Source organism: Bacillus sp. NTK074B (genome assembly GCF_017303375.1).
Lineage (GTDB): Bacteria > Bacillota > Bacilli > Bacillales > Bacillaceae_B > Rossellomorea.
On sequence record NZ_JAFKOH010000008.1, the window covers coordinates 15,737 to 40,070 of the forward strand.

At 44.1% G+C, this 24,334-nt stretch carries 29 protein-coding genes and 1 pseudogene; 23 read left to right on the top strand and 7 right to left on the bottom strand.

Annotated elements, in window-relative coordinates; genetic code table 11:
* Nucleotides 1-2: 2 nt before the first annotated feature.
* The 7 genes from JI667_RS14050 (at nt 3) to JI667_RS14080 (ending at nt 4,394) form a co-directional block, all read left to right on the top strand.
* Nucleotides 3-791 carry a class I SAM-dependent methyltransferase gene (locus JI667_RS14050; RefSeq protein ID WP_206855715.1) on the top strand — a complete coding sequence of 263 codons (789 nt, stop codon included), beginning with the start codon at nt 3-5 and terminating at the stop codon, nt 789-791.
* Entirely contained in the window at nt 791-949 is a 159-nt protein-coding gene (locus JI667_RS14055; protein WP_206855723.1) for a hypothetical protein, read from the top strand. The genes JI667_RS14050 and JI667_RS14055 overlap by 1 nt, the downstream gene beginning before the upstream one ends.
* Nucleotides 950-951: 2 nt before the next feature.
* Nucleotides 952-1,545, top strand: coding sequence for a GNAT family N-acetyltransferase (locus JI667_RS14060; protein WP_414635245.1), 594 nt, complete (start codon nt 952-954; stop codon nt 1,543-1,545).
* Nucleotides 1,542-2,159 carry an NUDIX hydrolase gene (locus tag JI667_RS14065; RefSeq protein ID WP_206855729.1) on the top strand — a complete coding sequence of 206 codons (618 nt, stop codon included), beginning with the start codon at nt 1,542-1,544 and terminating at the stop codon, nt 2,157-2,159. The genes JI667_RS14060 and JI667_RS14065 overlap by 4 nt, the downstream gene beginning before the upstream one ends.
* A 243-nt stretch (nt 2,160-2,402) precedes the next feature.
* The gene (locus tag JI667_RS14070) at nt 2,403-2,984 is read left to right on the top strand and encodes a hypothetical protein (RefSeq protein ID WP_206855732.1); all 582 of its coding nucleotides are present in this window, start codon (nt 2,403-2,405) and stop codon (nt 2,982-2,984) included.
* Nucleotides 2,985-3,007: 23 nt separating this feature from the next.
* The gene (locus JI667_RS14075) at nt 3,008-3,946 is read left to right on the top strand and encodes an RNA polymerase sigma factor (protein ID WP_206855738.1); all 939 of its coding nucleotides are present in this window, start codon (nt 3,008-3,010) and stop codon (nt 3,944-3,946) included.
* Between the two features lie 76 nt (nt 3,947-4,022).
* On the top strand, nt 4,023-4,394 hold the full coding sequence (locus JI667_RS14080) for a VOC family protein (protein ID WP_206855742.1): 372 nt from the start codon (nt 4,023-4,025) through the stop codon (nt 4,392-4,394).
* 45 nt (nt 4,395-4,439) lie between these two features.
* Here the strand turns inward: JI667_RS14080 and JI667_RS14085 are convergent, their stop codons facing one another.
* Nucleotides 4,440-4,916 (bottom strand): GNAT family N-acetyltransferase, encoded by a 477-nt coding sequence (locus JI667_RS14085; protein WP_206855745.1) that lies wholly within the window; start codon nt 4,914-4,916, stop codon nt 4,440-4,442.
* A gap of 136 nt (nt 4,917-5,052) precedes the next feature.
* On the opposite strand from JI667_RS14085, the gene JI667_RS14090 reads away from it, so the two are divergent.
* Nucleotides 5,053-6,825, top strand: a complete 1,773-nt coding sequence (locus tag JI667_RS14090; RefSeq protein WP_211201300.1) for a M3 family oligoendopeptidase — start codon at nt 5,053-5,055, stop codon at nt 6,823-6,825.
* Nucleotides 6,826-6,867: 42 nt separating this feature from the next.
* Here the strand turns inward: JI667_RS14090 and JI667_RS14095 are convergent, their stop codons facing one another.
* Nucleotides 6,868-7,728: a hypothetical protein gene (locus tag JI667_RS14095; RefSeq protein ID WP_206855749.1), complete on the bottom strand. Its 861-nt coding sequence runs from the start codon at nt 7,726-7,728 to the stop codon at nt 6,868-6,870.
* A 673-nt stretch (nt 7,729-8,401) separates the two neighbouring features.
* Between JI667_RS14095 and JI667_RS14100 the strand changes: the two genes are divergently transcribed.
* From JI667_RS14100 to JI667_RS14145, 10 genes are all read left to right on the top strand, one after another.
* Nucleotides 8,402-9,766 carry a collagen-like protein gene (locus tag JI667_RS14100; protein ID WP_206855752.1) on the top strand — a complete coding sequence of 455 codons (1,365 nt, stop codon included), beginning with the start codon at nt 8,402-8,404 and terminating at the stop codon, nt 9,764-9,766.
* A gap of 18 nt (nt 9,767-9,784) precedes the next feature.
* A complete protein-coding gene (locus JI667_RS14105; RefSeq protein WP_206855757.1) occupies nt 9,785-10,312 on the top strand; it encodes a DUF3794 domain-containing protein in 528 nt (175 codons plus the stop codon).
* A gap of 19 nt (nt 10,313-10,331) precedes the next feature.
* Nucleotides 10,332-10,937: a DUF3794 domain-containing protein gene (locus JI667_RS14110; protein WP_206855761.1), complete on the top strand. Its 606-nt coding sequence runs from the start codon at nt 10,332-10,334 to the stop codon at nt 10,935-10,937.
* A 35-nt stretch (nt 10,938-10,972) separates the two neighbouring features.
* The gene (locus JI667_RS14115) at nt 10,973-11,524 is read left to right on the top strand and encodes a DUF3794 domain-containing protein (protein ID WP_206855764.1); all 552 of its coding nucleotides are present in this window, start codon (nt 10,973-10,975) and stop codon (nt 11,522-11,524) included.
* Nucleotides 11,525-11,901: 377 nt separating this feature from the next.
* The gene (locus JI667_RS14120; RefSeq protein ID WP_414635244.1) at nt 11,902-12,324 is read left to right on the top strand and encodes an NUDIX hydrolase; all 423 of its coding nucleotides are present in this window, start codon (nt 11,902-11,904) and stop codon (nt 12,322-12,324) included.
* A gap of 12 nt (nt 12,325-12,336) precedes the next feature.
* Nucleotides 12,337-12,585 carry a hypothetical protein gene (locus tag JI667_RS14125; RefSeq protein ID WP_206855770.1) on the top strand — a complete coding sequence of 83 codons (249 nt, stop codon included), beginning with the start codon at nt 12,337-12,339 and terminating at the stop codon, nt 12,583-12,585.
* Nucleotides 12,582-13,385 carry a DUF2268 domain-containing putative Zn-dependent protease gene (locus JI667_RS14130; protein ID WP_244668327.1) on the top strand — a complete coding sequence of 268 codons (804 nt, stop codon included), beginning with the start codon at nt 12,582-12,584 and terminating at the stop codon, nt 13,383-13,385. The genes JI667_RS14125 and JI667_RS14130 overlap by 4 nt, the downstream gene beginning before the upstream one ends.
* A gap of 13 nt (nt 13,386-13,398) precedes the next feature.
* A complete protein-coding gene (locus JI667_RS14135; RefSeq protein ID WP_206855775.1) occupies nt 13,399-14,337 on the top strand; it encodes an aminoglycoside phosphotransferase family protein in 939 nt (312 codons plus the stop codon).
* Between the two features lie 138 nt (nt 14,338-14,475).
* Nucleotides 14,476-15,066: a non-canonical purine NTP pyrophosphatase gene (locus JI667_RS14140; RefSeq protein ID WP_244668328.1), complete on the top strand. Its 591-nt coding sequence runs from the start codon at nt 14,476-14,478 to the stop codon at nt 15,064-15,066.
* Nucleotides 15,067-15,080: 14 nt separating this feature from the next.
* Nucleotides 15,081-15,236 carry a hypothetical protein gene (locus tag JI667_RS14145; RefSeq protein WP_206855778.1) on the top strand — a complete coding sequence of 52 codons (156 nt, stop codon included), beginning with the start codon at nt 15,081-15,083 and terminating at the stop codon, nt 15,234-15,236.
* 57 nt (nt 15,237-15,293) lie between these two features.
* Here the strand turns inward: JI667_RS14145 and JI667_RS14150 are convergent, their stop codons facing one another.
* From JI667_RS14150 to JI667_RS14160, 3 genes are all read right to left on the bottom strand, one after another.
* Complete coding sequence (locus JI667_RS14150) at nt 15,294-16,997, bottom strand: methyl-accepting chemotaxis protein (RefSeq protein ID WP_206855781.1); 1,704 nt, start codon at nt 16,995-16,997, stop codon at nt 15,294-15,296.
* Nucleotides 16,994-18,130, bottom strand: coding sequence for an ATP-grasp domain-containing protein (locus JI667_RS14155; RefSeq protein ID WP_368077912.1), 1,137 nt, complete (start codon nt 18,128-18,130; stop codon nt 16,994-16,996). The genes JI667_RS14150 and JI667_RS14155 overlap by 4 nt, the downstream gene beginning before the upstream one ends.
* 265 nt (nt 18,131-18,395) lie before the next feature.
* The gene (locus JI667_RS14160; RefSeq protein ID WP_206855784.1) at nt 18,396-19,097 is read right to left on the bottom strand and encodes a YetF domain-containing protein; all 702 of its coding nucleotides are present in this window, start codon (nt 19,095-19,097) and stop codon (nt 18,396-18,398) included.
* Nucleotides 19,098-19,281: 184 nt separating this feature from the next.
* On the opposite strand from JI667_RS14160, the gene JI667_RS14165 reads away from it, so the two are divergent.
* Nucleotides 19,282-20,625: a copper amine oxidase gene (locus JI667_RS14165; RefSeq protein WP_206855786.1), complete on the top strand. Its 1,344-nt coding sequence runs from the start codon at nt 19,282-19,284 to the stop codon at nt 20,623-20,625.
* 63 nt (nt 20,626-20,688) lie between these two features.
* Nucleotides 20,689-21,663 (top strand): class F sortase, encoded by a 975-nt coding sequence (locus JI667_RS14170; protein ID WP_206855789.1) that lies wholly within the window; start codon nt 20,689-20,691, stop codon nt 21,661-21,663.
* On the opposite strand, the gene JI667_RS14175 is transcribed toward JI667_RS14170, so the two are convergent.
* Entirely contained in the window at nt 21,660-21,974 is a 315-nt protein-coding gene (locus JI667_RS14175) for a hypothetical protein (RefSeq protein ID WP_206855792.1), read from the bottom strand. The genes JI667_RS14170 and JI667_RS14175 overlap by 4 nt on opposite strands.
* 96 nt (nt 21,975-22,070) lie before the next feature.
* On the opposite strand from JI667_RS14175, the gene JI667_RS14180 reads away from it, so the two are divergent.
* Genes JI667_RS14180 through JI667_RS14190 form a run of 3 tightly spaced genes read left to right on the top strand, consistent with a single transcriptional unit; the run spans nt 22,071 to nt 22,854 of the window.
* The gene (locus JI667_RS14180; protein ID WP_206855795.1) at nt 22,071-22,268 is read left to right on the top strand and encodes a hypothetical protein; all 198 of its coding nucleotides are present in this window, start codon (nt 22,071-22,073) and stop codon (nt 22,266-22,268) included.
* Complete coding sequence (locus JI667_RS14185; RefSeq protein ID WP_206855798.1) at nt 22,265-22,567, top strand: hypothetical protein; 303 nt, start codon at nt 22,265-22,267, stop codon at nt 22,565-22,567. Before JI667_RS14180 ends, JI667_RS14185 begins: the two co-directional genes overlap by 4 nt.
* The gene (locus tag JI667_RS14190; protein WP_206855800.1) at nt 22,564-22,854 is read left to right on the top strand and encodes an RNA polymerase alpha subunit C-terminal domain-containing protein; all 291 of its coding nucleotides are present in this window, start codon (nt 22,564-22,566) and stop codon (nt 22,852-22,854) included. Before JI667_RS14185 ends, JI667_RS14190 begins: the two co-directional genes overlap by 4 nt.
* Before the next feature lie 774 nt (nt 22,855-23,628).
* On the opposite strand, the pseudogene JI667_RS14195 reads toward JI667_RS14190, so the two are convergent.
* A pseudogene (locus tag JI667_RS14195) lies at nt 23,629-24,331 on the bottom strand (class I SAM-dependent methyltransferase).
* Nucleotides 24,332-24,334 lie beyond the last annotated feature (3 nt).

Consider the following 24,334-nt stretch of genomic DNA (forward strand, 5'->3'; position numbering starts at 1 on the left):
CCTTGAACACATACGGCCAAGATTTATTTAAGGGAGCTGCACTCTACTATTCAAAATACAGGCCCATCTATCCATCTACTTTAATTAGATTTCTAGTCAAAGAGTTCTCATTAAATGGAGAACAGAATCTCCTGGACCTTGGTTGCGGGCCAGGACATCTGACCATACGGTTTTCAGATTGGTGCAACAAGATCGTCGGTATCGACCTTGAACCGGAAATGATAGAAGAAGCGAAACGGCTCCAGGAGGAAATAAGGATTGGTCGGATAGAATGGTTCAATGGAAGGTTGGAAGAATATCAACATACTGATCCATATCATCTCGTAACGATTGCCAAAGCCTTTCATTGGATGGACAGGCGGAAGGCATTGGATGATTTATATGAAATCGTTATTCCGGGAGGTGGCGTAGCCATCATTGACAATTTTGAACCTGATAAGTCATTAACTCCTTGGCAAGAAAGGTTTAATCATGTGGTTGAAAAATGGTACGGAAATGAACGGAAAGCTGGGAACTCTACCTATACGCACCCCGTTACCCGCCACGAAGACATCATTTCACAATCTAACTTTCAGCTTGAAGTCCATACACTGCCTACATACGAAATCACCTGGACTGTCGAGTCGCTTCTCGGGAACCATTACTCGACCTCATACGGTGCGAAGCGTTTCCTTGGCAGTAATGTGTCGTTATTTGAAGATGAAGTGAAAGAGGCGATGCTCGAACTGAGTGAATCAGGAGAATTTAAAGAAGAGACGACGTTGTCGGTGAAGATAGGGAGAAAAGGGTAATGCAAAAGAACACCATTGATGACTTTCACTATTATTCTGTTGAACCTAAGAACCAAAACGAATCGAAAAATGCAAAGTTCCTAGTGTATAAAGGGGTTAATCATCAAATCACTCGTGATATGGTCGGGGATTTGATAGGTTGGTTAAAAAGGGTATGAGGATAAATCACAACAATGGACACGACTTATTTAAAATCGATTGCGGGAATATTTATTTACAGGAATTCTCGACTGCCGATGTCGGTTCTATACATAGAATCTCTAATCAGCCAGAAATAGCCCATTACCTACCAGACTGGAAATCGTCATTCGAACAAAGGCTCGACTGGGTGACCCATTACGAAATCCCGGCGAATAAAGCGTTCCTTGAATCTGTTGACAAAACAGGGGACGTGGGGGATCGAATGTTAAAGATGGGGATATTCCTCAAGGAAACCAATGAGTTGATCGGATGGTGCTGTACAGGGATAAAAGAGGAACTTCCTGCCCCGAATCGGGAAATCATGTATGCCATTTCCTGTGAACATCAAGGAAAGGGCTATGCGACGAAAGCTTCTTTAGGATTGATCCGTTATCTTTTCACTCAAACAAATGTTGAAACCGTGAACGCAGTGGCTCTCATCGACAATGCTCCTTCTAGTAAAGTCATCGGGAAATGTGGATTCAGCTATCAAGGGCAAGTGACGATTGATCAAGAAAAGTACCATCATTATCGATTGAGAAGAACGGAATATGAAGGGAGTGCAGGGCGATGAGTGATAAATGGCTGGAATGGGCCAAACGGATACAGGCTCTGTCTCAATCGGGCCTTTCCTTCTCAAATGACGTTTACGATAGGGAGAGATACGAAGAACTAAGGTCGATCAGTACAGAGATCATGCAGGAATATACCGGCCTTGAAATGAAAAAGATCAAGGATCTATTCACGAACGAAGAAGGCTATCAAACACCTAAAGTCGATGTGCGGGGTGTTGTATTTAAAGACAATAAAATTCTGATGGTGAAAGAAAAAATCGATGATAAATGGTCCTTACCGGGCGGATTTTGTGACATCGGCCTGTCTCCGGGTGAAAACATCGTCAAAGAGATCAAGGAAGAAGCAGGATATGACGCAAGCCCTGTAAAATTACTCGCTGTATTGGACCTGAAGAAACATCCCCATCCCCCACAGCCTTACCATTACTACAAGATCTTCATTCAATGCAGAGTGACCGGAGGGGAAGGGGAAAGCGGCGTCGAAACGAAGGGGATCGGATTTTTTGAAGAAGAGCATCTGCCGGAGCTGTCCGTTGGACGAAATACAGAATCGCAGATTAAGATGCTGTTTGAATTTTTGCGGGACCCTAGGAAGCAAACCGTGTTTGATTAAAAAATATAGATAAGTCGGGTGAGATGTCTTTGTATATAGGTGATATGGTCTTTCAAATCTTGATAGAATCATAGAGCTTCTGGAAAAACAGGATCGAAAGGAAGAGTGAGGAGGAGCCACAGGTTGAGCCGAGGGATGTTTAAAGATACTTTGTTTTCAAACTTTAAGATCAACAAAAGGATATTGGGGGTTTTATGAGCAGTATCCTGATCCATCAGAAGAAAGAGGTGGGGAGGAGTGAGAGTGTCCAGGCTCATTTGGTTGGGGACCGTTCTTGTTCTAATGAGTGCTTGTCAGCGACAGCTACCGATTGAGATGGTGGCTTTCAACAGTTTAAGCCAGGAGAAGGCCGACAAAATCCCGGTCACACCGAAAGATTCCGATGTGAGGGAAGTGAAGGTCGGGAAAACCCTTGGCAAACATTTAGGTGAGGAATGGATCGGACAATCCGTTTATGCAGTCGCGTTTAATCATACGGAACATGAGTCTACAGGAAGACTCTTCCCCAGTGTAAGAGGAAAGTTTCTGTTGATAACCAGCGGCCGGATGATTGCGGTGTTGACCCTAATGATGCACGTGTCGATCCTTGGCTATTACATCCCAGGGTGGACGTCATTTATCGGAAGCCGATACTATGAATTGATGATTTCCCCGTGGATCGTTTTCTTCCCGGTTCTGTTCTTGACCCTTCTGGTTGTTTCATTGACCTTGATGACAAACGGAGTCCGAACCCTATTGGATGGAGATTATGAAAGGAGAAGGTCTTCTGTTCTTTCGGGTGATGGGAGTCACTCGTCTAACAAGAGCATCACTTATGAATCGTAATAACTGTAAAGGAGGAAGATGCTATGACGAAACAATTGAGTGATGATCTAAGGAGCATCGAGCAGCGTTTTAAGAAGGAAATTGAACCCTATCGGTCAGATCTGTGGCACTATTGCTATCGATTGACTCAATCACCATGGGATGCGGAAGATTTGGTACAGGATACATTGTTTAAGTCCCTCGCTGTCCTTGCCAAGTTGCATCAACCTGTAAATATGAAATCATACTTGTTTAAAATGGCAACCAATGGATGGATCGATCGATATAGGCGTCACCCATATGCCATTCAGTCATTGGAAGAAGACTATCAGACTGACGATTCGGCGAATGGCGAATTTGAGCTGTTGGATCATCTGGAGTTTCTCGTACAGCATCTGACACCTGTTCAATATGTCTCACTTCTCCTTGCCGACGTGTTTCAATTCAAGGCGAGTGAGATTGCCGGCATGATTGCCACCACGGAAGGCGCTGTATATACAAATTTGAGCAGGGCCAGATTTGTCCTTCAAAAAGCTAAACATCAACAGACATCAGCGCCACCAGTTGTTCATATGATCCCTAATGACATCCTGGATACGTTATTAAAGGGATTCAGAAAAAAGGACCCTGTATTGATAGCCTCCCTATTAAGTGAAGATGTAACGGTCAATATTGTTCATGCCGGTATAGAAATAGGAAAAGATGAAGCGAAGCGAAACTCCCTTAACGACTGGAAGGAAGTCGTCGATACACAGCACCAGATTGTTGTGGAGTATAGGATGCTTTGGGGCAAGGCGGTTGTCATAGAAATGGAGAAAAAACCTGACGGAGAGCTCTATCTTAATAATCTCCATTTAGTAGATACACTGGAAGATAAAATCATACATTGGGCATTTTATTGCTTTTCTTGGGATTTGATGAAGCAGGCAGCAGAAGAACTGAGGGTTAACTTAAACGCTACTTATTTTTATCATATTTTTTGATTTTCTTTGTAAGGTTTTGGAGACTTCTTGCGTTGTAATAGATGTAGGAACCAAACCTTAAAGGAGTGAGAAAGCGGTGAAAAGTCCAATCGTAAACCAAATCAATACCGTGTTTGTTCATGTGAGCAACCTGAAGGAATCCGTCCGCTGGTATTCGGAATTATTGGGGCAACCCTATGACCTGGAAGAGGTGCAGGATCCCGTCTACAACCTGGCGATTAACCATTTTACTGGATTGACCCTGGATGCGGGGCCAGAGGGAGTGAGAAAAGAGTTTAGTCATAAACATCCCCTTTTCAATTTTCACACTGAAAACATTGAGGAAGCCTATTCCTATGTTGAAGGTTTGAAGTATGAGGTTGTCTCTGAGATTACACGATTTGACGATTTTTCCTTCTTCGTCATTCAGGATCCGGACGGGAACCGGGTGATGATCTGCACGGGATAAAGAAAAAGGAATGCCCACGAAATTAAGATACCGGGCATTCCTTTTTTATATCTTCAAATGAAGAATGTGCTGAGGTCCTTTAGGTCCTACATATACTTCGTCTTCGTCGGTAAAACCAGTCTTGAGGTAGAGGCTGATGGCAGCTTCGTTCCGTTTGTTCACGCCAAGGACGACTTCGTTCGTATCGGGAAGGTTTTCTTTGATGAAGCCAGGTAATTGGTTGAGTCCGTTCTTGGCGATTCCTTGTCCCTGATGTCTCGCATCGATGGAGAACGAGGTTAGTAGTCTGGCATTAGGATTAGAGGAGTATTTACTGAGCTTCTCTCCTTTTTCCAATGCGAAGTAACCGACTGGCTCGTCATCGAGGAGGATGATGACATGGCTGGTGTCTTTAGAGATGGAAGGGCTATGGATTTTATCAAGAGGCATGCTCGTGAATTGTAACTGATCTTGCGGCAGGTGAAAGTCGCCAAGTTGGCGTTCAAATGATGGATGATATTGAGCTAGAGTGATGTGTGACATATGTGTGATCCTCCGATTCAGTAGTATGAACAAAGTATAGTTTATTTCGAATTTTAGGACAAATAAAAGTTGGAAAAAAGTTCAAGGTGGGATAAAATAGGAACATACGTTTTGTTCAGGGTAGGGGGAGCTAATAATGATAACCAAATATAATCCTGTATGGAATCTTGATAGCATCTTTGAAGGTGGAAGTGCGTCACTTGAACTACAGGAACATATGAAAAAGACGGAAGAAATCATCACTGGATTGGAAGCGCTTTTGCAAAAGATGACGCCGGGACCGGAGCAGCTAGCCGATGTTCTTGAAAGGCTGAGGAACATAAAGGTGTCGATTTCACAGGCGAGATCCTTTTCGATCTGTCTTCTTTCTGTGAACCCGACAGACCAGGGGGCACAGCTTTATAGAGGGGAAACCACGGCACTTCAATCTACATATGAGTCTATGATCAGTGAGTTAAAAAGGAAATTAGCACACATTGAAGAAAAGGAATGGGAGAGAATGCTTGCCGCCGAGGAACTTAAGGAGTATCGCTTCATCCTGGGTGAGTGGCGGCAAGAAGCCGACCGGGAGCCATCAAGGGAAGTACAGGACCTCATGACAGATGGATACCACGCCTGGGGCCAAATCTATCAATCTTTCATGAGCAGCATAAAGGTTCAGATGAGGGGAGAGGACATTTCAGTAGGACAGGCCATCAATCTCAGGTCCCATGCCGATGAGTCGATTCGAAAAGAGTCTCATGAAGCTCTGGTAGAGAAGTGGACTGAGCATGAGGGTCAGTTCGCCCAGATCCTGAACCACCTGACAGGCTTCAGATTGAATATGTATAAGAGCATGGGCGTCGAGGACGTTCTTCAGATTCCACTTGCTCAAAACCGGATGAAGCCCGAGACGCTGAATGCGATGCTTTCTGTGATGGAGAAGTATAAAAAGCCGTTTGCGGAATACCTGAATGTGAAGGCTGGAATGCATGGCGATGCGAAAATGAAGTCGTATCACTTCTGGTGTCCGATGAATCATGATCATCAAGGGATGAAGTATGGGGAAGCGGCTGCTCTAATCGAGGAACGGTTTCACTCGTTCGGAAATGAAATGGGTCAATTTGCCGAGAAAGCATTCAGCGAGGGCTGGGTCGAAGCAGAAAATCGTCCCGGGAAGTCTGCCGTAGCCATCTGTGCCGGATTCCCGTTGACGGGGGAATCCAGGGTATTCATGACGTTCCCCGGCACATTCAAAGGGGTGTTGACCCTCGTTCATGAACTCGGTCATGCCTTTCACAATCATGCAATGATATCGGTGAACGGAATGAATCAATCCTATCCCATGAATCTTGCCGAAACGGCGTCAACCTTTGCAGAAATGATCATTCTGGAAGCAGCTATGGAAAGAGCGGAAACCGACGAAGAAAAGCTGTTTCTCCTTGATGAGAAATTAAAAAGGAGCGTTATGAACTTCATGAATCTCCATGCCAGGTTCATCTTTGAAAAAAATGTCCACGAGGAGCGGAAAAGGGGATTCATCCCGGCGGCACGCCTCAACGAGCTGATGGAGTCTGCCATGGAAGATGGGTATAGCGGTGCCCTTGATGAGGTGCCGGTTCACTCGTGGATTTGGACGCCCCATTTTTATAAAACAGATTCTCCTTTCTATAACTTTCCGTACACCTTTGGATATTTGCTGGCACTCAATCTCTTCGCCAGAGCGAAGGAAACGGGTCAAGAGTTCGAGGAACAGTACATGGAGCTCCTTAGGGATTCAGGACGCATGACGGCAGAAGATCTTGTCATGAAGCATTTAGGAGAGGACATTACGGAGGAAGCCTTTTGGGAAAAAGGAATGGAGTTGTGTGTGAAGGATAGTGAGGAGTTTGTTAGGTTGGCAGATTTGGTTAAAGGGACATTAGGATAATTGAAATAGAACAGGGGATGGTCTTTTAGGCCATCCCCTGTTCTATTTTTTTATTGTTGATATAGGCCCACATGTCAGATAAAGATTGTTCAACGTATTTGGAACCTGTTTCATATAAGGAAGAGATTGTTTTTTCTTTTCATGTTGAGAGCTGTGGGGTGAATGGGGGGGATGATGGCTGCAAGATTCATCCCTGCTTGAATGTGCCCGTTCATATTGGTCCCCGTTTATATGTTTCATACAATGCTCGTCGCATACGTGATCTTGTTGACAGTGACACGCAGAATCAACAGAAAATTGATCGTTAAAGCACAGGCATTTTTTCTTTTGACATATATGGCATTCCACCATTTCAACCTGTTCTTCGTGCAGGAAGTCTGCACTTTCATCATTGTGAAAGTGTTTTCTTCCTATTCCACATTCAGTGTGTGCACAGCCCTTGGGTTCATGGCAATTGTGGGCGGGAGCACAAGATAACAGGGGGATACATCCCACGACCGTAATGATGCTGAAAGATCGACAGTCATTAAAAAATAGTTGAATATCCTCTACAGCTACAAACACTTCATTCAAGTTGGAAACCCCGTTGATACAAATGGCTAACGGAATATGAAAGTGAGCGGCATGGATTGATTCTTCCGGTGTGGCTGAATCATAAATAATTTTGACGTGCTTTGTTCCATAGACAATCATTTTCTTTCCGAGGGGGGTGTGTAATGGCTTTAAATTTGTTAGGTAAAGGCTGACAAAAACATCTGTGATTTCTTTGATATCGGGATTTGAACAAGGCAATATGAACTGATCTGTATCACAAATGATGTTTGGCAGACACTCACATATGTTAGGGGGGTACATCTGTTCTTCAGTGACGCCATAAATGTTTAGAAAGTCATTTGTCATCATTTCTCATCCTATTTATTTGGTTTAATGCAGTTACTATTAACTTATGACAAGGTATTGAACAGGTGCATGTCCCCAAGGAATAAGATGTTGATTCACCCCTTTACACAATGATGGCATTTACACTTTGTTTTATGCTTACATCTCTCTTTTGATTTATGTTCCTTGCAAGAATGACATTCCACTTCGGCTTTATAAAGACAAGTACAGCATGTACTGTGTTTTTCCTTGCAACAACAGTAGGAATGATCTTGTTTGGTTTCCTTCATACAATGACATTTTGATTCTTTCTTGCAGCAAACATCACAGCTGCACTTTGTTTTCTCTTTGCATTCGCACTTGATGATCACCTCACAACAACACTTGGTTTCAGAATGTTTGTAGCAACAGCAATGGTGTTGTCCAGAGTGACAATGTGAATGATACGGTTTGCAGGACGTTTGGTGAAGATGGCATTGACAGTAGTGATGATTGTAGTGATTGTGACATTGATGATACTGGTAACTGTTGGAATAGTAGTAACCCATTTTTCTTACCTCCTAATATGGTTTGTACATTATATTCAAAATGCGGACAATCGGATGGGCCCTTGCCTTTTTATAAGAAAATAGGCATATGAATGTGCGAAGCCGTTACCTTGTACATATTTTAGAAGTGTAAGGAAGGAGGGAAAAGAATGGCAGGTTATCAAAATTTTTCAGATCGAAATCAAAAGAGGGTAATCAGAGACAAAGACCAGTCGGTTTATGTTGAGAGAAGTAATTCAGGAGGACAAGGGTATCCGGGACCTCAAGGATACCCAGGTTATCCAGGCCCTCAAGGGAACCCGGGGTCAAAAGGAGATCCGGGCTGTATCGGTCCAATCGGACCGCAGGGTTATCCTGGTTATCCGGGACCTCAGGGTTATCCGGGATCAAAAGGAGATTCAGGATGCAATGGGCCAGCTGGACCGCAAGGGTATCCAGGTTATCCGGGTCCAATGGGCTACCCTGGACAGAAAGGGGACTCAGGGCACGCAGGACCTCCAGGCCCCCAGGGACCTCCGGGACCGTCAGGACCACAAGGCCCTAAAGGAGATCAAGGGCCGAAGGGTGACCAGGGAAATATGGGTCCTCAAGGTATTCAAGGAATAGCCGGACCAAAAGGTGATACAGGGTGTATAGGACCTCCGGGACCAGTCGGTCCACAAGGCCAGCAGGGAGTCAGAGGAGATGCAGGCCCGGCAGGACCTCCTGGACCTCCAGGGTGTGACGGACCCCCAGGTCCACAAGGCCCGAAAGGTGATCCCGGCCCACAAGGTCCAACCGGTCCAGCTGGAGAGGCGGGTCCACAAGGCCCTGCCGGTCCACAAGGCCAGCAAGGTCCACAAGGTCCTCAGGGGCCAGTTGGGCCGTGTTGCAAGAAGTGTAATCTAGTAGAAAACCCTGGGTTTGAATGTGGAATCGACACCGACGTATGGGATACATGCGGTCTTCAGGTCCAAAATTCATTCGGAAATGTAAATCTTCAACAACCGAAGTTGAGGTACCTTGCACACACGGGTAAGAATTCTGCTTGCTTACAGCCGCAATTGGTCAATGGAGAGTGGCAGAAAGCTGTGTTGTATCAAGTTGTGGACGGAATTGATGACGAATGTTTGTATCAGTTGACCTTTTGGGGCGCTAGGCTTGACCAATACAATGTACCATTCGAAGGAGCCACACCGGGGTACCCAAGTCTTCACACTACTGCCCTTGTCTTCTGGGGAGATGTATCAGCGAAGATTGAAAACGATCAGTTAGACCCAAACGATGCATTTATCAAAATATCAATACTGCCCGGGGTTCCTAATCAGGTTGAAGAGGATACGGCAGTCGATCCACCAGTCATCATTGATTATGATTTTGAATCCTATTCGGACTTGCAGCAATGTGACGAAGTGGTCCCACCAGGCACCACGCAGGCTACGGTTGTATTCATAGCAGAAGAAGATGAAGGCTCCATCACGACTGAAGGAGCAATCGGCGGCTCCTGGTATATTGACGATGTAATTTTTTCTTAAATTAAAGGAGGATAAAAAATGGCACACTTTGACAGAGACGACATTATCATTACAGGGTTATGTGATGTCGAAAGTTTTGATATCACAACGGATGGCAACCGGAATTGGACCCAGATTTCAGTGCCGGAAACGCTTCTCATTCCGGAACAAAAGCCAGATATAGAACAGTTAAATTCAGTGAATATTTCTGTTAGGATTGTCCGACAGAAAGTAATTGAAACCCCAGCTTCAGATGGAGACAACGTAGAAGGAAAAAGACTTACCGGCAGGAAGCTCATCATTGAGGGAGAACTATGCCAAACCATTTCCTACACGGCGGATGTACCGGAACAGTCCGTTCACTCTGCACAATTCGTTGTTCCGTTTTCGGCATTCATTGTCATCCCGGCAGAAACTGCACTTGATGCTAACTTTCAAGTAAACGTATGCGTGGAGGACGTCTTCATTCAGGACTTTACACCAAGACAGATCTTCAAAAATGTCACATTGCTGTTGCAAGCGATTCAGACCCCGTTCATTGGATGTCAGGATGAACAGTGTCTATAAACTATAAGGAGGCAAAATTATGAAAACGAGTATGGGACAAATTCAATGTACAGGAACAGGAAATTACATCAACGACCAATCTGAACATTGTCAGGACAATCCACTTCTTATCATTAAAGGGGAGTGCTCCAGTGCAAAGAAACAAGCATTGCTGGAAGATGGGAATGACACTTGGACTCAGTTCTTTGTTCCTGAAGTCCTTTGTATACCTGAACAAAAGCCGGATATCGAAGAACTCATGTCCGTTACAGCAAGGGTGGTCATCATTTCTCAACGCCTGGTGCGGACACCAAGCTATGATGGAGGACCTATTGAAAATCAGGAAGGTACGTTCGTAACAGGACGTAAGTTGATCATTGAAGGAATTCTTAGACAAAAAGTAATGTATACCGCTTGTAACGAAGAGCAATCCGTGCACACCGCTCATTTCGACGTACCTTTCTCCGCTTTCATCATCATTCCAGCTGACGAACCGCTGAACACCCGCTATAAAATTGACTCTTGTATTGAAGACATCTTTATAAGTAGAGTCACGGATCGACAAATTTTCAAGAATGTGACTTTATTTTTGAAAGCAACTAAATTAACTTGTCCAACTGCATCAACACCAACACCAGAAGGATAACCCCAAACTTTAAAGATCGGAAGGAGAGTATTTAAATGAGTTGTAACTGCCAACATCAATGCCACTGCCAATTTAATAACTGTAACCATGCGGTACAGATCATTGGTTTATGTAACCCTGATACCATTGTGTTTGAAAATGAAACAGATAATAACAATTTCACCGAAATCAGCATTCCGGAGGTCCTGACAGTTCCTTATCAAAAACCTGATATCGAGACGATCGACAAAGTATTCGTCCAGGTGAAGATTTTATCCAAGCGAGTAATTGAGACTCCGTCAAGTGGAGGATTGGAGAACGAAGAAGGAACCATTCTCACTGGATACAAGTTGATTGTCGAGGGAGTATTAAAGCAAAAGGTTGTTTATACAGCATTGAATGAAGTTCAATCCGTTCATTCTGCCCACTTCAATGTTCCTTTTTCTACCTTTATCGTACTTCCTGCAACTGCCACATTGGAGGATCATTACTGCATTGAAAGCTGTGTGGAAGACGTCTTTGTCAAAGCGTTAAACCCAAGGGAGATCTTTAAGAATGTGACCCTGTTCTTAAGAGCGAAGTTATTGCCTGAAAATCCTTGCGCATAAATATCTAAAGCTGAAAGACATCCTGTTTTTCAGCTTTTTTAATGTGCAATGGCACGATGGTTGTTGGAAAAGGGATTGAAATTCTCATATCCGGATAGAACCGCATAGAAGTGCAAGGAAATTCGTTAAAGAAATTGAATGTTCTGGTTTATTTTGACATAATTAAGTTGTGGAAGGAAGTAGGTTCTTTACACAGGTGTCATCGCCGTTTGTATGAGTGTGGTCCTGAAAAGGAATTACGAAGAAAGGCTTTTATGATTTTATGGGTTAGGGACATCAATCATATGGTCTATGAATTGATCTCGATGAATTAATAGTAGTAGTTGGGAGTTTATCGTGAAAGATAGGCTCCTTTTATAATGGAAGGGGGAAATCTTGTGACAAAGCAAACATACATACCGCCAAAGCACATCGTTTCGGCGGCGACGATTGTTATCAATGATCAGCAGGAAATCCTGTTAATTAAAGGGCCAAGGCGCGGATGGGAAATGCCGGGCGGTCAGGTAGAAGAAGGTGAATCGTTAAAAGACGCGGCGATCAGGGAGACGAAGGAGGAATCGGGTATTGATGTTGAAATCGTATCCTTTTGCGGTGTGTTTCAGAATGTGAAACGTTCTATATGCAATACTCTGTTTCTCGCGAAGCCTGTCGGTGGTGAGCCGACGACTTCCCCAGAGAGTCTTGAGGTAGCATTCTTTCCGATTGAAGAGGGGCTTAAATTGGTGACGCATCAGAATTTCAGGGAGCGGATCGAGCACTGTCTGAATGTGGGGGAGCAGCCGTTTTATGTTGAATTCTAGGAAGGGGATTCTATGAATATAGTATTCTGGATCATTATGAGTATGATGCTGGGATATGTCCTCCTCATGCTGGGACCGCTTGCAGGTGGGATCATTGCATTCGGACTTGTGATGGGTACTTTGTTTAGAGGGCTTTATTTGTTAAATGATATCCATACAAGGCTGAAGGGTATGGCGCCTAGAAAGGATAGAGCAGAAGAAGTGTATGAAGAGTACTTGAAGAGAAGGGGACATTCCGGGAAAGAGAGGGACGATGAATGAGTGAAGTGAGAACGATACCCAGGATGATTCAGATGAAACAATTTCTCCATCAATTGCAGACCGAGCCAATGAGAGATAGAGAGGGACTCTTCATGGGAACATTCCAGATGACAAAGGAAGAGCTGGATTCCATGCTGTTTCTGGGAATGTTTAATATTCATTCAGGTATTGAGGCTTTACGAAAGCAGTTCGACAGGATGCTCCAGTTAGAATTAGAATCTTATATTCAAACTGAATTACAGAAGTTGATGATAAAATATCCATCGCATAAGCCCATTCAACTTGAATTGTTCATGTCGGATGAGCATGATGAATTTGTGAAAGAAAAGCTTGGCGGTGTTTCAGCGTTTACCGATTGGAGTGGAAAGATGGGCTTCATTGTGGAAGCCAGTGAAGGTGTGAAAGACACATTGAAGTCGGTGATCTTCCACGAGTACCATCATCATTGGCGAATGAGTCGACTTCACATGACAGCAGGAGAAGAGACCTTGCTGGATCGGTTAGTGTTAGAAGGGTTGGCGGAGCATTTTGTACGTGTGGAGTTAGGCGAGTCATTCTTAGGTCCCTACAGAGATGTTCTTTCTGAAGAAGAAGCATGGGCTTTGTGGAATACAACGTATAGGCACCACATCAATGATAGAGGAGATGTAACGGATCAATATATGTTCGGAAATAAAGACATAGACATTCCTTTTTGGGCTGGATATTCTTTAGGGTATTATCTGGTTGAGTCGTACATGAAGAAAAATGGATGGACGGTGGAGGAACTGACAGGATTGCCTTCTGCATCGTTTATATAAGGTTGGGATAGAAGTGAATAAAGATATGGCGCGTTCGAAGCTTATGGATCAATTCAACATTTCCGATGACGATTATCTGGGTTCGGGAATGGAAGCGGAAGTCTATGCGTTAAACCACGATAAAGTATTGAAAATATATAATGATCTGTCGGACAGAACGAAACAAGAGGAGTTGAGAGATTTCTATGCCGGCCTGAAGACGGAGTATCTGAGCTATGAATTGCCGTTCGTTCACGATATCTTTGAAGAAAATGGGATGCTGGTGACGATGGAGAAGCGGGTGAAGGGCAGCGATATGCAAAGCGAACTTCCGTGGATGACGTTTGATGAACAGACCAATATGATGAAGAAGTATCTTCAAGCAAATATTGCACTACAATCCGTACAAGTAAGCTCAAATTTAGAAGGATTCCAGCTATTCCATGATTCACGAATATCCTTAGATCTCATGGATAATTGGTACGATCTATTAAAAGAAACGATATTGCTGAAGCAGCTGGAGTTGAAACCTTATTTTACAAGGGATGTAAAGGACTATGAGAGAAAGATGAATCTCGTGATGGAAAAGCTTTCAAAGGGATATGAAGGTGAATACTCCATCATCCATGGAGACTTCTATCCTGGCAATCTCTTAATCGATGAGAAACACGACATCACGGGTTTGATTGATTTCGGAATGCTGACCATGTACGGCGATTATTTATTCGATGTGGCCATCGGGTGGGTCTGTTTGGATATGTATAACCAGCTGAATGCCAATCTGGCTGAAAGGTATTTGGAAATCATTGTTTCCACTTTAGGAGAAGAGGTTAGGAACGATCTTTATTTCTATGTATTGACCTATAGTTTCATGACAGCGAATCTATATTCTCCCACTTGTGAGGACGGTCATTACAGATGGTGTGTGGAGAAGTTGAATCGTGAAGAGTATTGGAAGGGAGTATTTGACTGAAAATTGAAACTTTTGCATTATCCCATTCGTGAAAATGGTCATACGAAGGGGAATATATATGAGAAATTTCTTAACAAAAACCACATTAGTGATCAGGAATGCACAGGAACAGTATAAGGACTTGGGGAGGAGGTAAAGTTGATAGAAGTACAAGGGAAAACGATGAAGGAAATCATATTCGTGACCACCAACAAAGGGAAAATTGCTTCCGCTCAAAAGGAGTTAACGAATATAAACGTTTTACCGATCGAGGCAGAGTTAAGTGAACCGAGAAGTGACGATATCAAAGAAATTGCCAAACAGAAGGTGTTGCAGGCATATTCTATCGTGAAACAACCCTGTATCGCACTGGATTCCGGCTTTTTTATCGAAGCATTGAATGGTTTCCCGCGAGCGTATGTGAATCACATGCTGGATACGATCGGAATCGAAGGGATTTTAAAACTAATGAGCGGTGTAGAGAACAGAGCTTGCGAATTCAAATCCTGTCTGGCTTATTATGACGGGGAAGAATTGCGTTTCTTTGAAAGCAAATCCCCGGGAAGCATTGCTGAGAAGAGAAGAGGTTCAGACAATGAGAACAGCTGGTCCGATCTTTGGTATATCTTTATCCCGCGGCATTTTCACAAGACGATGGCTGAATTTGATAAAGAGGCTTTTCTAGTATACAACCGGGTGAAAGAGGCTTCGGGTATGAAGAAGTTTGGAGAATGGTATTCAGGGTTGTGAATGGGGGAATTGAATTGATTAGCGGCTTGTTAATAATAGCTATAATTCTATTAATCATTGGGTTATTGACACCGGTTGGCTCAGGGACGACTTTACTGGTCGCTTCTATTCTTTTCATAGTGGCACTGGTTCTTTCCCTTAAGAAAAAAGGGAGCCTAGTAGACAAGTAGCTGAAATGACAAAAAGCTCCCGACAGTCCTAAATCTGCCGGGAGCTTTGTATTTTCATTATGACAGTTTGTAGTTCTGGACGAGCTGTTTTAAGGAGTCTGCCATTTCTTTAAGTTCTTCATTCTGAGTGCGCAACATGTTGACGGTGGTGTGCTGTTGCTGTGACGCTGCAGAGATTTCCTGGATGGTGGCGACACCTTCTTCGGAAATGGCTGCGACTTCATGGATGGATTCCACCGTGCGATGGGAGGCACCTTGAATATCCTCTACGTCTTCTACTATGGTGGAAACTTGATGTGTCAGTGAATCCACCGCCTGGAAGATTTTTTGGAACAGCTCTCCGCTTGTGGAAACAAGGTCCGCACCTTCTTTAATATTCGAGTTGATTTCATTGTTGGCGTTCAGCATTTCGTTTGTCTGGTCCGTAATGTCTTTGAGGACGGAATTGATGGTTTTGACATTCTCTTCTGTCAGACTTGCAAGTTTCTGCACTTCTTGTGCGACGATGGAGAAGCCTTTTCCTGCTTCTCCTGCACGGGCAGCCTCGATGGAAGCGTTTAAGGAAAGCAGGTTTGTTTGGTCTGCTACGTCTTTGATCAGTCCGATGTCCCGGTTGATCTGCGAGATCTTTCCGTCTAGTTGGGCCAATTGGTTAGAATTGTGTTGTCCGTTGGATTTGATTTTGTCCATTTGTTCTTGGATTTTCTCTATTTTTCCGGTTCCTTCTTTCGCGATTTGACCGGTGTTTCGCGTGAATTGGTCGATTTGCTTGGTTTGTTTGGCCACGTTGGCGATTTTATCGGACATGAGAGTCGTACCGTTCGAGATTTGGTCGATGTGCACGGAACGACTTTCGCTGGCATGGGCTTCTTCGCTTGTTCCGATGGCAATTTGGTTGGATCCGTCTGCCAGTTCGTCAAAGGCATTTAAAAGGACAGCGCTAGTGTCGTTGATTTGATTGGCGTTGTCTTGCACATGGTGGATGACCTGTTTCAAGCTCGTTCTCATTTCTTCGTAACGGGTGGCAAGTGTGCCGATTTCGTCCGCACGATCAATGGTGATGCTTTCCGTTAAGTCTCCATTCGTGACTTTATTCATTGAAGAGAGGAGCTGTTCAATGTTCTTCTTCATGCGCCTGCCCACGATGTACGATAAAATGGCTCCAAGTATGATGGATACACCGATAAAGATGGACTGGAATATCGTAATGTTTCTTTTAAGGTCCGAAATGAATTGGGCACTCATGTCGATGCCCACAATCGAATCGGTTCCTTCGAGAGGGACGAAGTAAGATTTATGAGTCCCCCATTCATCTGAATAGATGGAGGATAGGACCGGTTCGCGATTGGTGAATGCCTTGGCCTGATCATCTGTGAAAGGGGATTCGACCATGGTGTCGGCGCTGCCATTCAGTCCGACAATGTAATCTGTCCCGTCCTTCTGGGTCAGGACATATACATACTCAATTCCTTCTTTGCCTTCAATGAATTGATCCAGTTCATTCGTAATGACCTCGTTGTTCTTATCCTCATTCTCCACGATCGCTTTAACCGTTGAGGGGTCGATCTTTTCGGATAACCGCTCACCATTGATGGTCAACAATTCATCGAATTGGGGGAGGACGTGTTCTTCAAATATATACCCTGTAAGGAATCGCACGAATAAAAAAATCAGTGCACCCAAGATGAAAAATGGGATGATGAAACTTAAGAATAATTGCGCTTGAATCGATTTTTTTGGATTGAGTACATTTTTCATCATATGGCCGTCTCCTGGGTTTCTTTAATGGTGATGAAACATGATAAATCAAGATGCAGTAAGGATTGTAACTCATTATGATCCGTTGCCTGGAAGAAAACCACGGCGAAGGTCCGGTCATTCGATGCCTGTATGGCACGATATTCAAGGACTTGGCTGAATTGGTTCATGAGTCCTTCATGGTCGATGGATTCGATGAGCTGTTTACTGATATTGAGGGGGATTTCGGCACAGAAAAAACCATACACTTCATTCCCTTTCTTCTCGAGGATCTCTTCCCAATCAGGTTGCTTCTCTAAGAAGTAATGTTCAGCCCCATTGACTCCGTATGCGTGATGACTAAGATCAGTGGTACCTGCACCGGCAAATCGCAGTGGGTTTAACTCGATGGTGCGGATTCCTTTCCGACTCTTCCTCACTTCAAGATGGAATGGGAAATTTTTTACGTCCATGCGCTCACTTAATGTAAGGAGGAAGGTTTCGATTTCATCTTTGATCTCGCTTATAACCTCTCTGGATGTGAAATAGATTCTGTCTGACGTGTCATGTTTATTCATAAAAGTTCTCTTTAGGATGTTCAGGATGACCGGTTTACCGGTTGGTGTGAGATAGCAATCAACGGCGTATTCATCCCCATCGATCCATTCCTCAATAATGATTTCTTCCCCATCGATAACAGAATTTGAATATGTATTTTTGGTTAGAAGCAGATCGGTATATAATCGTTCAACAGCCTGATCCCATTCTTCTGCTGTTTCTATAATATGAACGCCGATACTGGAGTAGCCTTTATTCGGTTTGATCACGACTGGATAGGGAATATCGTTTTTATTTATCTCAAGCAAGTCCTGGAGTGAGACGAGATGATAATAATAGTCCGGATACATACTTGATAAGAACCGGCGGAAACCAGCTTTGTTCTTCACAAGTGCCGCTGCAGTGGTAAAGGGATGTGTTGGATACTCTTTTTCTAAAATGGTTAAGCAGCTTTCAGAATTAGTCAGCACCTTGGCATTTTCACTGAGTGCCGGATGGCGTTCGTCCGTATCATAATAGATCGGAAGTTTTAAATCGATTGCCGTTTTCAACAGCAATGGTGAAACAATTTGGTTTTCTAAAATAATGATAAAAAACACCTCCTGTTTTATACAGTAGTTATCGACCGCAAAAATTGTATATTAATAGAGATTACAGTATTCCGAAAATTCTAGTAATAATAGAACGTTATTGCGAACGCAACGGATGTAAAAATAAGTAAAAACCCTTTAGTATTAGGGTTTTTTATTTCTAGAAAATGAGGATTACTTTAGGTGAGGATGGGAAATTGAGGATTTTCGTTCTCAATTGAGTTCAAATCAAAAGAGAAGATAGCCTGCCTGCTGCTCAGTCTTTCTTCTCTCATCAATGCACCACATCATCATATCGGTCGACATGTAAAGTGCCGTCTTTCTGCATTTCAGCATAGAACACTTCCGAGACAGAGTGAATCCCTTTAGTGTTCAACTGCCGGTTCAGCCACTGTACATCTATCGGGAGTGCTTCAATGTTCTTGTCATTGATCTTTCCGTCTTCAATCAATGCGGTGGGAATGGGGATGACGTGGCTGGTCGTAACGGAGAAATTTAACCGGTCACTCTTCGTCACGGCCTGTTTGCCTTCTTTTTTCATGACGGACAGGGTTCCGTCGATTTCCATGATGGCGTAATCAACATCATGAATGGAGAAGACGTTTTTCTTTCGTAAGAGGACATTCAGGGCATTGATGTCAAGGCGCAGTTTCCGGAGTTCTCCTTCCATTACTTCACCTTTACGAACGACTATATGGGGAGTGCCCTCCACAAGATTTCTAAAAGATTTCGATTTCAGGTCCCAGTATCCCATCAGAATGGTGAAGAGGCTCCAGCCGGCCAGGGCAATCAGCCCATTACGAACGGTGATGCTGGAATCAATGGCAAGGGATGCCCCCAAGGTGCCCAGGGCAATGGCCGAGACGAAGTTAAAGAAGGTCATTTGGGAAATTTCCTTCCTCCCCATTAAGCGAGTGAATGCTAAAAGGACGATAAAGGATAGAATCAGCCTGAGGGATAGTTCTATTAGGTTCACACAATTCCTCCTTCTAATAACCATCTTTTCCTTATTATGTACGGGATTCTAGAATGTATTTCTTTCAGATTCAAAAGTGAACTCGGAAAAATAAAAAATATTGAACAAAAGTGATCCATATCAAAATCTCCTTCGTTATCTTACCAGAATACAAAATAACGAAAGAAAAAGGAGATTACAAATAATGAAAAAAACAAAATTACTTAAGAAAATCGCAGCACCAATGTTAGGATTATCCCTACTAGCTCCAACGGCAAGTTTCGCCGCAGAAACACCGACAGCGGTGACCCCGGCTTCCGATCTTCGTTCCACATTGGATCAATTACTTTCTGAACACTACGTATTAGCGGTCAACGCCATGGTGAAGGATTACAAAGATGCACCGGATGAGAAAGAGGCTTATGCGGCACTGGATCAAAATGCACTGGACATGACGCCGGCCATCGAATCGATTTACGGGAAAGAAGGCGCTCAGAAATTTGAAGAAATCTTTGCCGGACATAATGACTACTCTCCGGATTTCGTGGAAGCAGCAAAGTCAGATGACGCGGAAATGAGAAAAGCAGCTGAAGCCGAAGTGAAGGATTTCGTTAATGAATTCTCAAGCTTCCTTTCAACAGCAACAGAAGGAAATCTTCCGGAAGCAGCAGCGAAAGAAGTATTAACAGCACATGAAATGGATGTCATCGAAGCATTTGACAGCTATGTAGAAGAAGATTACAAAGGATATCAAACGAACTTCAAAGAAGGGTACGACAGAATGTTCGATATTTCAAAAGCCTTATCCGGAGCGATCGTGACTCAGATGCCGGATAAATTCAACAACACGAAAGTAGATGCACCGGCAGCGGAATTACGCTCAACACTCAATAATCTTGCTGCAGAACACTTTGCACTGGCAGCAATGAGCATGCAAAAGGGTGTCAAAGAAGCGCCTGATTATGATACAGCGACTTGGGCAGAAGACATGAACACAGAAGCATGGACGAAAGCGATCGGATCCATTTATGGTGAAGAAGGTGCGGCACAATTCAAGAAATTATGGACAAGTGAGCACATCAATGCACAGGCAGACCTTGTGAGCGCAACATTAGCTGGTGACGATGAAGGCGTGAAGGCAGCGAAAGACAGCCTCGGTATGTTCACAGAAGAATTCGGTACATTCCTTGCAACGGCAACAGAAGGGAATCTTCCGCAAGACGCGGCCATCTCTTCCCTTAAAACACATGAAGATCAAGTCGTGAAAGCGTTCGACTCCTATGTAGCAGAAGACTATAAAGCAAGCACAGATACATTCCGTGAAGGGTATGCGTTCATGTTCGGTGTAGGGAAAGCCCTTGGAGACGCGATTGTGAAGCAAAACCCTGAGAAGTTTGCTTCAAGTGACATGCCGGAACAAATGCCAAACACCGGAATGGGTGGAGCAGCGGAAGAAGGAATGCCAATGGCTGCCTGGATCACATTTGTAGCGGTAGCGATGATGGCAGGCGGTATCATCATCAAGAAGAAGTTTGCGGATCAACAATAATTATAGAGCCATGAGAAGAGCGGGATTCTGCTCTTCTCTCTTCTCTTAAGTGGAGGGAACACGATGAAGAAACGAATGCTTATCATCCTGATCGCAGTCCTGATGATCGGGGCAGTCAGCTTTCAGGCCATTGCAAAAAATGGGTCAGAGAAAGAAACAGGCACCTCTCAATCCGTAGAGAAACCGACAGCGAAACAAGAAAAAGCCAAAAGTGGGGTGGGTACCGCCCATAAGGAAGAAGAATTTGTTCTTCTTGACTCTTTAAAGAAGAAGAAAACAGAGCTTGAAGAGCAGGTAAAGGTTCAAGAAGAAGGAATTACGCCTTCCCGTGTCCAGATCCCGAGCATGGAGATCGATACGAACGTCATTCCCGTCGGACTGCTTGAGAACGGGGAAATGGAAGTGCCAGAAGAAACGGATGTCGTCGGCTGGTACGATCGCGGTGTAAAGGTCGGCGCCAAGGGAAATGCCGTCCTTGCAGGTCATGTTGACAGCAAGAAAGGACCGGCCATCTTTTTCTATCTGAAGAACATCGACATAGGGGAAAAGGTCATCGTCACAGATGAACAGGGGATGAAACGCATCTATGAAGTGAAGTCAAAGGAAAGCTATCCGAGTGATGAAGCCCCGATCGAGAAGATCTTCGGACCATCGGATAAACGGAATTTGAATGTTATTACGTGCACAGGTACGTTCAATCATGATGAACATCTCTATCCGGACCGGCTGGTCGTGTATACAGAACTCATCTCTGAAACGAACGTCAATGAAGTGAAGGCTCCCGAACCCCCAACGGCCGTCCAGGTGGACACAGGGTCGGTTTCATGGCATTCGGTGAAAAGCGATACGGTCATGGGGTACAGAGTCTACAAAAAGGACGCAGATACAAAAGAGTATAAACACATCGCAAGTATTTCTGCACATGAACGGAAGAGCTTCTTCGATGAGGAAGCTGAACAGGGGGATTCATATTACATCACTACGGTGAACATCGAGGATAAGGAATCCTCTCCGTCTGACAAGGTAGAGTTGGATTAAGCTCTTGTGAGGGCCCTTCTGCAAAGGCAGAGGCGTAAGAATAAAAAAGAATAAAGGCAGCCGTAATCGTCGAAGCGATCACGGCTGCCTTTTTCATTCTCTACATTGTTGTAGGTGATCTGCAACTGGTCCTGCTGAAGGGAATATCCGACAGGGTCCGTTTCGTTCACGGATTGAAGCGGAGGAGGACCGGTGTCGCTTATTACCGGAGTATTCGGCTGCCTTACATTTGATTCTTTTTCAAAAAAGAACGTGCCCGCAATGACGCCAATGACCATCAGACAAGCCGTCCCGATTATGATGTATTTCATAATATCAATCTCCTTTGGTACTATTTTCTATTTTATCATGGGAAAGGATTGAAGAAGATAGAAGATTTTGGAATAATAAAAGGGAGGAGGGATGGCGTGAAAATCAATGCGTATCTTGTTCGGCTATCGTTGTCCATTATGTTGATCTTTGGTGGGACACTCGGGATATATTATGTGAAAACAGGAGAGGTACTGGTATACAATCTAATCGCGACAGGTGTTGGGATCCTTCTTCTTCTGGCATCATGGATATGGAGGATCAGGTATAAATCAAGAATGGGGGAAATGGTATGATCGTTTGGCTGAATGTCGGAAGCCTTCTACTTGGGCTTCTGGCGTGGACTCTTCCGGTGGTGAGCATCGTGAGGAATCGAAGAAATGTTCAAACCCTTGCCGTTATGAGCATGGGGGCATGTGCCCTGTCTTTATCATTCCAGATTTTCTACCACTATCATCTGGTCCAAATCGGGGATTGGTCCGCAATAATGGATATAACAGGAACCGTGGCGTTCGCTTCTGCGGTGCTGATCATCGTCACGATATTGTTAAATGCAGTGACCTTAATACGGCATCGGAAAGGGGTGGCGGCATGACATCTGATGGTAATGTGAGGGTATGCGAGAATGGGCATATCTATGTGAAGAAGAGTGATTGTCCGACGTGTCCAAGGTGCGAGGAAGAGCGGAAGCCGGACTCAGGATTTCTGTCAATTCTCTCAAGCCCGGCGAGAAGAGCATTGGGGAATAACGGCATTACGACGCTGGAGGAGCTGGCCGGGTTCAGTGAGAAGGAGATTCTGGCATTTCACGGGATGGGGCCGTCTTCGATTCCCAAGCTTCGGAAGGCGCTTGGGGAGAAGGGATTGGCGTTTAAAGGTTAGAGGTGAAGGAATATGCCAATCATACATAGGCGATTCAAGGGGACACAAGATTATCACCAGATTTTTTAGGAAGGCTGTTTTCGCAAAGATTGTTGCTATTCGCATACCAACTAAGATTTACGATGCTCTGTCATTTAAGTTGTGGTGCAAGAGGGTGAAGGGAACAGTCCCGCTTTCCACGGACGTTCGGCCAAGCCTCCTCAGCAAAACCGCTTCCGGGGTCTCGGCACGCCCGTTTTCCGTAGGAGTCTACACAGTTCCCTTCACCCTCTAAAGTAGTAAGTAGTTGACAGAGCAAATTGGTTTGTGACCATCCGTTTAAAAAGAGTAACGGACTATTAAATAAAATCAGTCACTGCACCGAATGAAAAAGCAGTGGCAGGCATACGCAATCTCCACATTTCTTTTGTGATGCCTCATATTATTGATTGTTAATAGCAGCTGATTACTCCATTCAGTCTCAAGAGGGTTGTGCTTATCAGTTGGGAGAACAGCAGCGTTGAAAAATAGACGGAGAAATTCCGCTTAATCCGCCATCATGCTTAGGAAAGGCTAAAATAGAAGGAAAGATTCCGCCTATCAACTTGAAAAATACGAAAATAGGAGATTTTCCTGAGCTTAGGCGGAATATCTCCGCTTATTTCCCCCCTAAACAAGTTCCGTCCTGAATATAACCGGAAAACCTCCGCTTATTTACTTTATGCTTAACAGATTTCGATGACCGCATCACATGGATCCTAATAAAGAAACTAGCCAAAACTACTAAGGCGGTTTCTATTTTATTTTCTTCTTTTTTCCATAGAGAACCATTGCATTCCAGAGTACTTTTTTATTCAGCAAAAGTTGGGGTAAGTCCAAAGCATCTGATGATTTTTCCTGATTTAGTTCAACCGTGTCAGTCAGTTCAGCTATCAATTCCGCACGTTTCCCAAACACATTCTCATCCAGAAAAAGATCCATGAAGACAAACGTACCGCCAGGCTTTGACACTCTTAGAGCCTCTTTGATGACCTCCGTTTTACTACGGGACTCCTTCACTTCATGAAACGTCAGGCAGCTGACAACGACATCGAATTCCCGGTCCTGGAAAGGGAGCTTCAATGCAATTGCTTTCAGAAAATGAATCAGATCTGAAACCCCTTCGATTTCAGCATTTTCCTCACAATGAGCTTTCGAATATCCCCAGTTCTCTCCCCAATAATCGATGCCGTTCAACGAGGAGTCTGGAAACGCCTTTGCGAGCTTTATGATCAGTGAACCGCTTCCTGTTCCAATATCCAGGATCTTTCCACTAGTTTCTACCTTCGACACAATCAAATCATGAATCTTCGACTGATAGTTTCCCCCGAATGCGGAGAACTGATAGATAGAATAGGATAAAGGAAATATAAAGAAATGGCAGGGAAAGCACTACTGAAAAGACGCGTAGGTATACCGGAATGGGGAAAAATGTCACCAGGAGAAGAAGGAGTGAAATATA

Excerpts from the sequence above, each read along its gene's own strand:
- JI667_RS14055 (WP_206855723.1), top strand. The coding sequence starts at position 791 with ATGCAAAAGAACACCATTGATGACTTTCACTATTATTCTGTTGAACCT.
- JI667_RS14075 (WP_206855738.1), top strand. The coding sequence starts at position 3,008 with ATGACGAAACAATTGAGTGATGATCTAAGGAGCATCGAGCAGCGTTTT.
- JI667_RS14150 (WP_206855781.1), bottom strand. The coding sequence starts at position 16,997 with ATGATGAAAAATGTACTCAATCCAAAAAAATCGATTCAAGCGCAATTA.
- JI667_RS14105 (WP_206855757.1), top strand. The coding sequence starts at position 9,785 with ATGGCACACTTTGACAGAGACGACATTATCATTACAGGGTTATGTGAT.
- JI667_RS14170 (WP_206855789.1), top strand. The coding sequence starts at position 20,689 with ATGAAGAAACGAATGCTTATCATCCTGATCGCAGTCCTGATGATCGGG.
- JI667_RS14175 (WP_206855792.1), bottom strand. The coding sequence starts at position 21,974 with ATGAAATACATCATAATCGGGACGGCTTGTCTGATGGTCATTGGCGTC.
- JI667_RS14115 (WP_206855764.1), top strand. The coding sequence starts at position 10,973 with ATGAGTTGTAACTGCCAACATCAATGCCACTGCCAATTTAATAACTGT.
- JI667_RS14090 (WP_211201300.1), top strand. The coding sequence starts at position 5,053 with ATGATAACCAAATATAATCCTGTATGGAATCTTGATAGCATCTTTGAA.
- JI667_RS14100 (WP_206855752.1), top strand. The coding sequence starts at position 8,402 with ATGGCAGGTTATCAAAATTTTTCAGATCGAAATCAAAAGAGGGTAATC.
- JI667_RS14185 (WP_206855798.1), top strand. The coding sequence starts at position 22,265 with ATGATCGTTTGGCTGAATGTCGGAAGCCTTCTACTTGGGCTTCTGGCG.
- JI667_RS14095 (WP_206855749.1), bottom strand. The coding sequence starts at position 7,728 with ATGATGACAAATGACTTTCTAAACATTTATGGCGTCACTGAAGAACAG.
- JI667_RS14065 (WP_206855729.1), top strand. The coding sequence starts at position 1,542 with ATGAGTGATAAATGGCTGGAATGGGCCAAACGGATACAGGCTCTGTCT.
- JI667_RS14085 (WP_206855745.1), bottom strand. The coding sequence starts at position 4,916 with ATGTCACACATCACTCTAGCTCAATATCATCCATCATTTGAACGCCAA.
- JI667_RS14125 (WP_206855770.1), top strand. The coding sequence starts at position 12,337 with ATGAATATAGTATTCTGGATCATTATGAGTATGATGCTGGGATATGTC.
- JI667_RS14110 (WP_206855761.1), top strand. The coding sequence starts at position 10,332 with ATGAAAACGAGTATGGGACAAATTCAATGTACAGGAACAGGAAATTAC.
- JI667_RS14130 (WP_244668327.1), top strand. The coding sequence starts at position 12,582 with ATGAGTGAAGTGAGAACGATACCCAGGATGATTCAGATGAAACAATTT.
- JI667_RS14165 (WP_206855786.1), top strand. The coding sequence starts at position 19,282 with ATGAAAAAAACAAAATTACTTAAGAAAATCGCAGCACCAATGTTAGGA.
- JI667_RS14190 (WP_206855800.1), top strand. The coding sequence starts at position 22,564 with ATGACATCTGATGGTAATGTGAGGGTATGCGAGAATGGGCATATCTAT.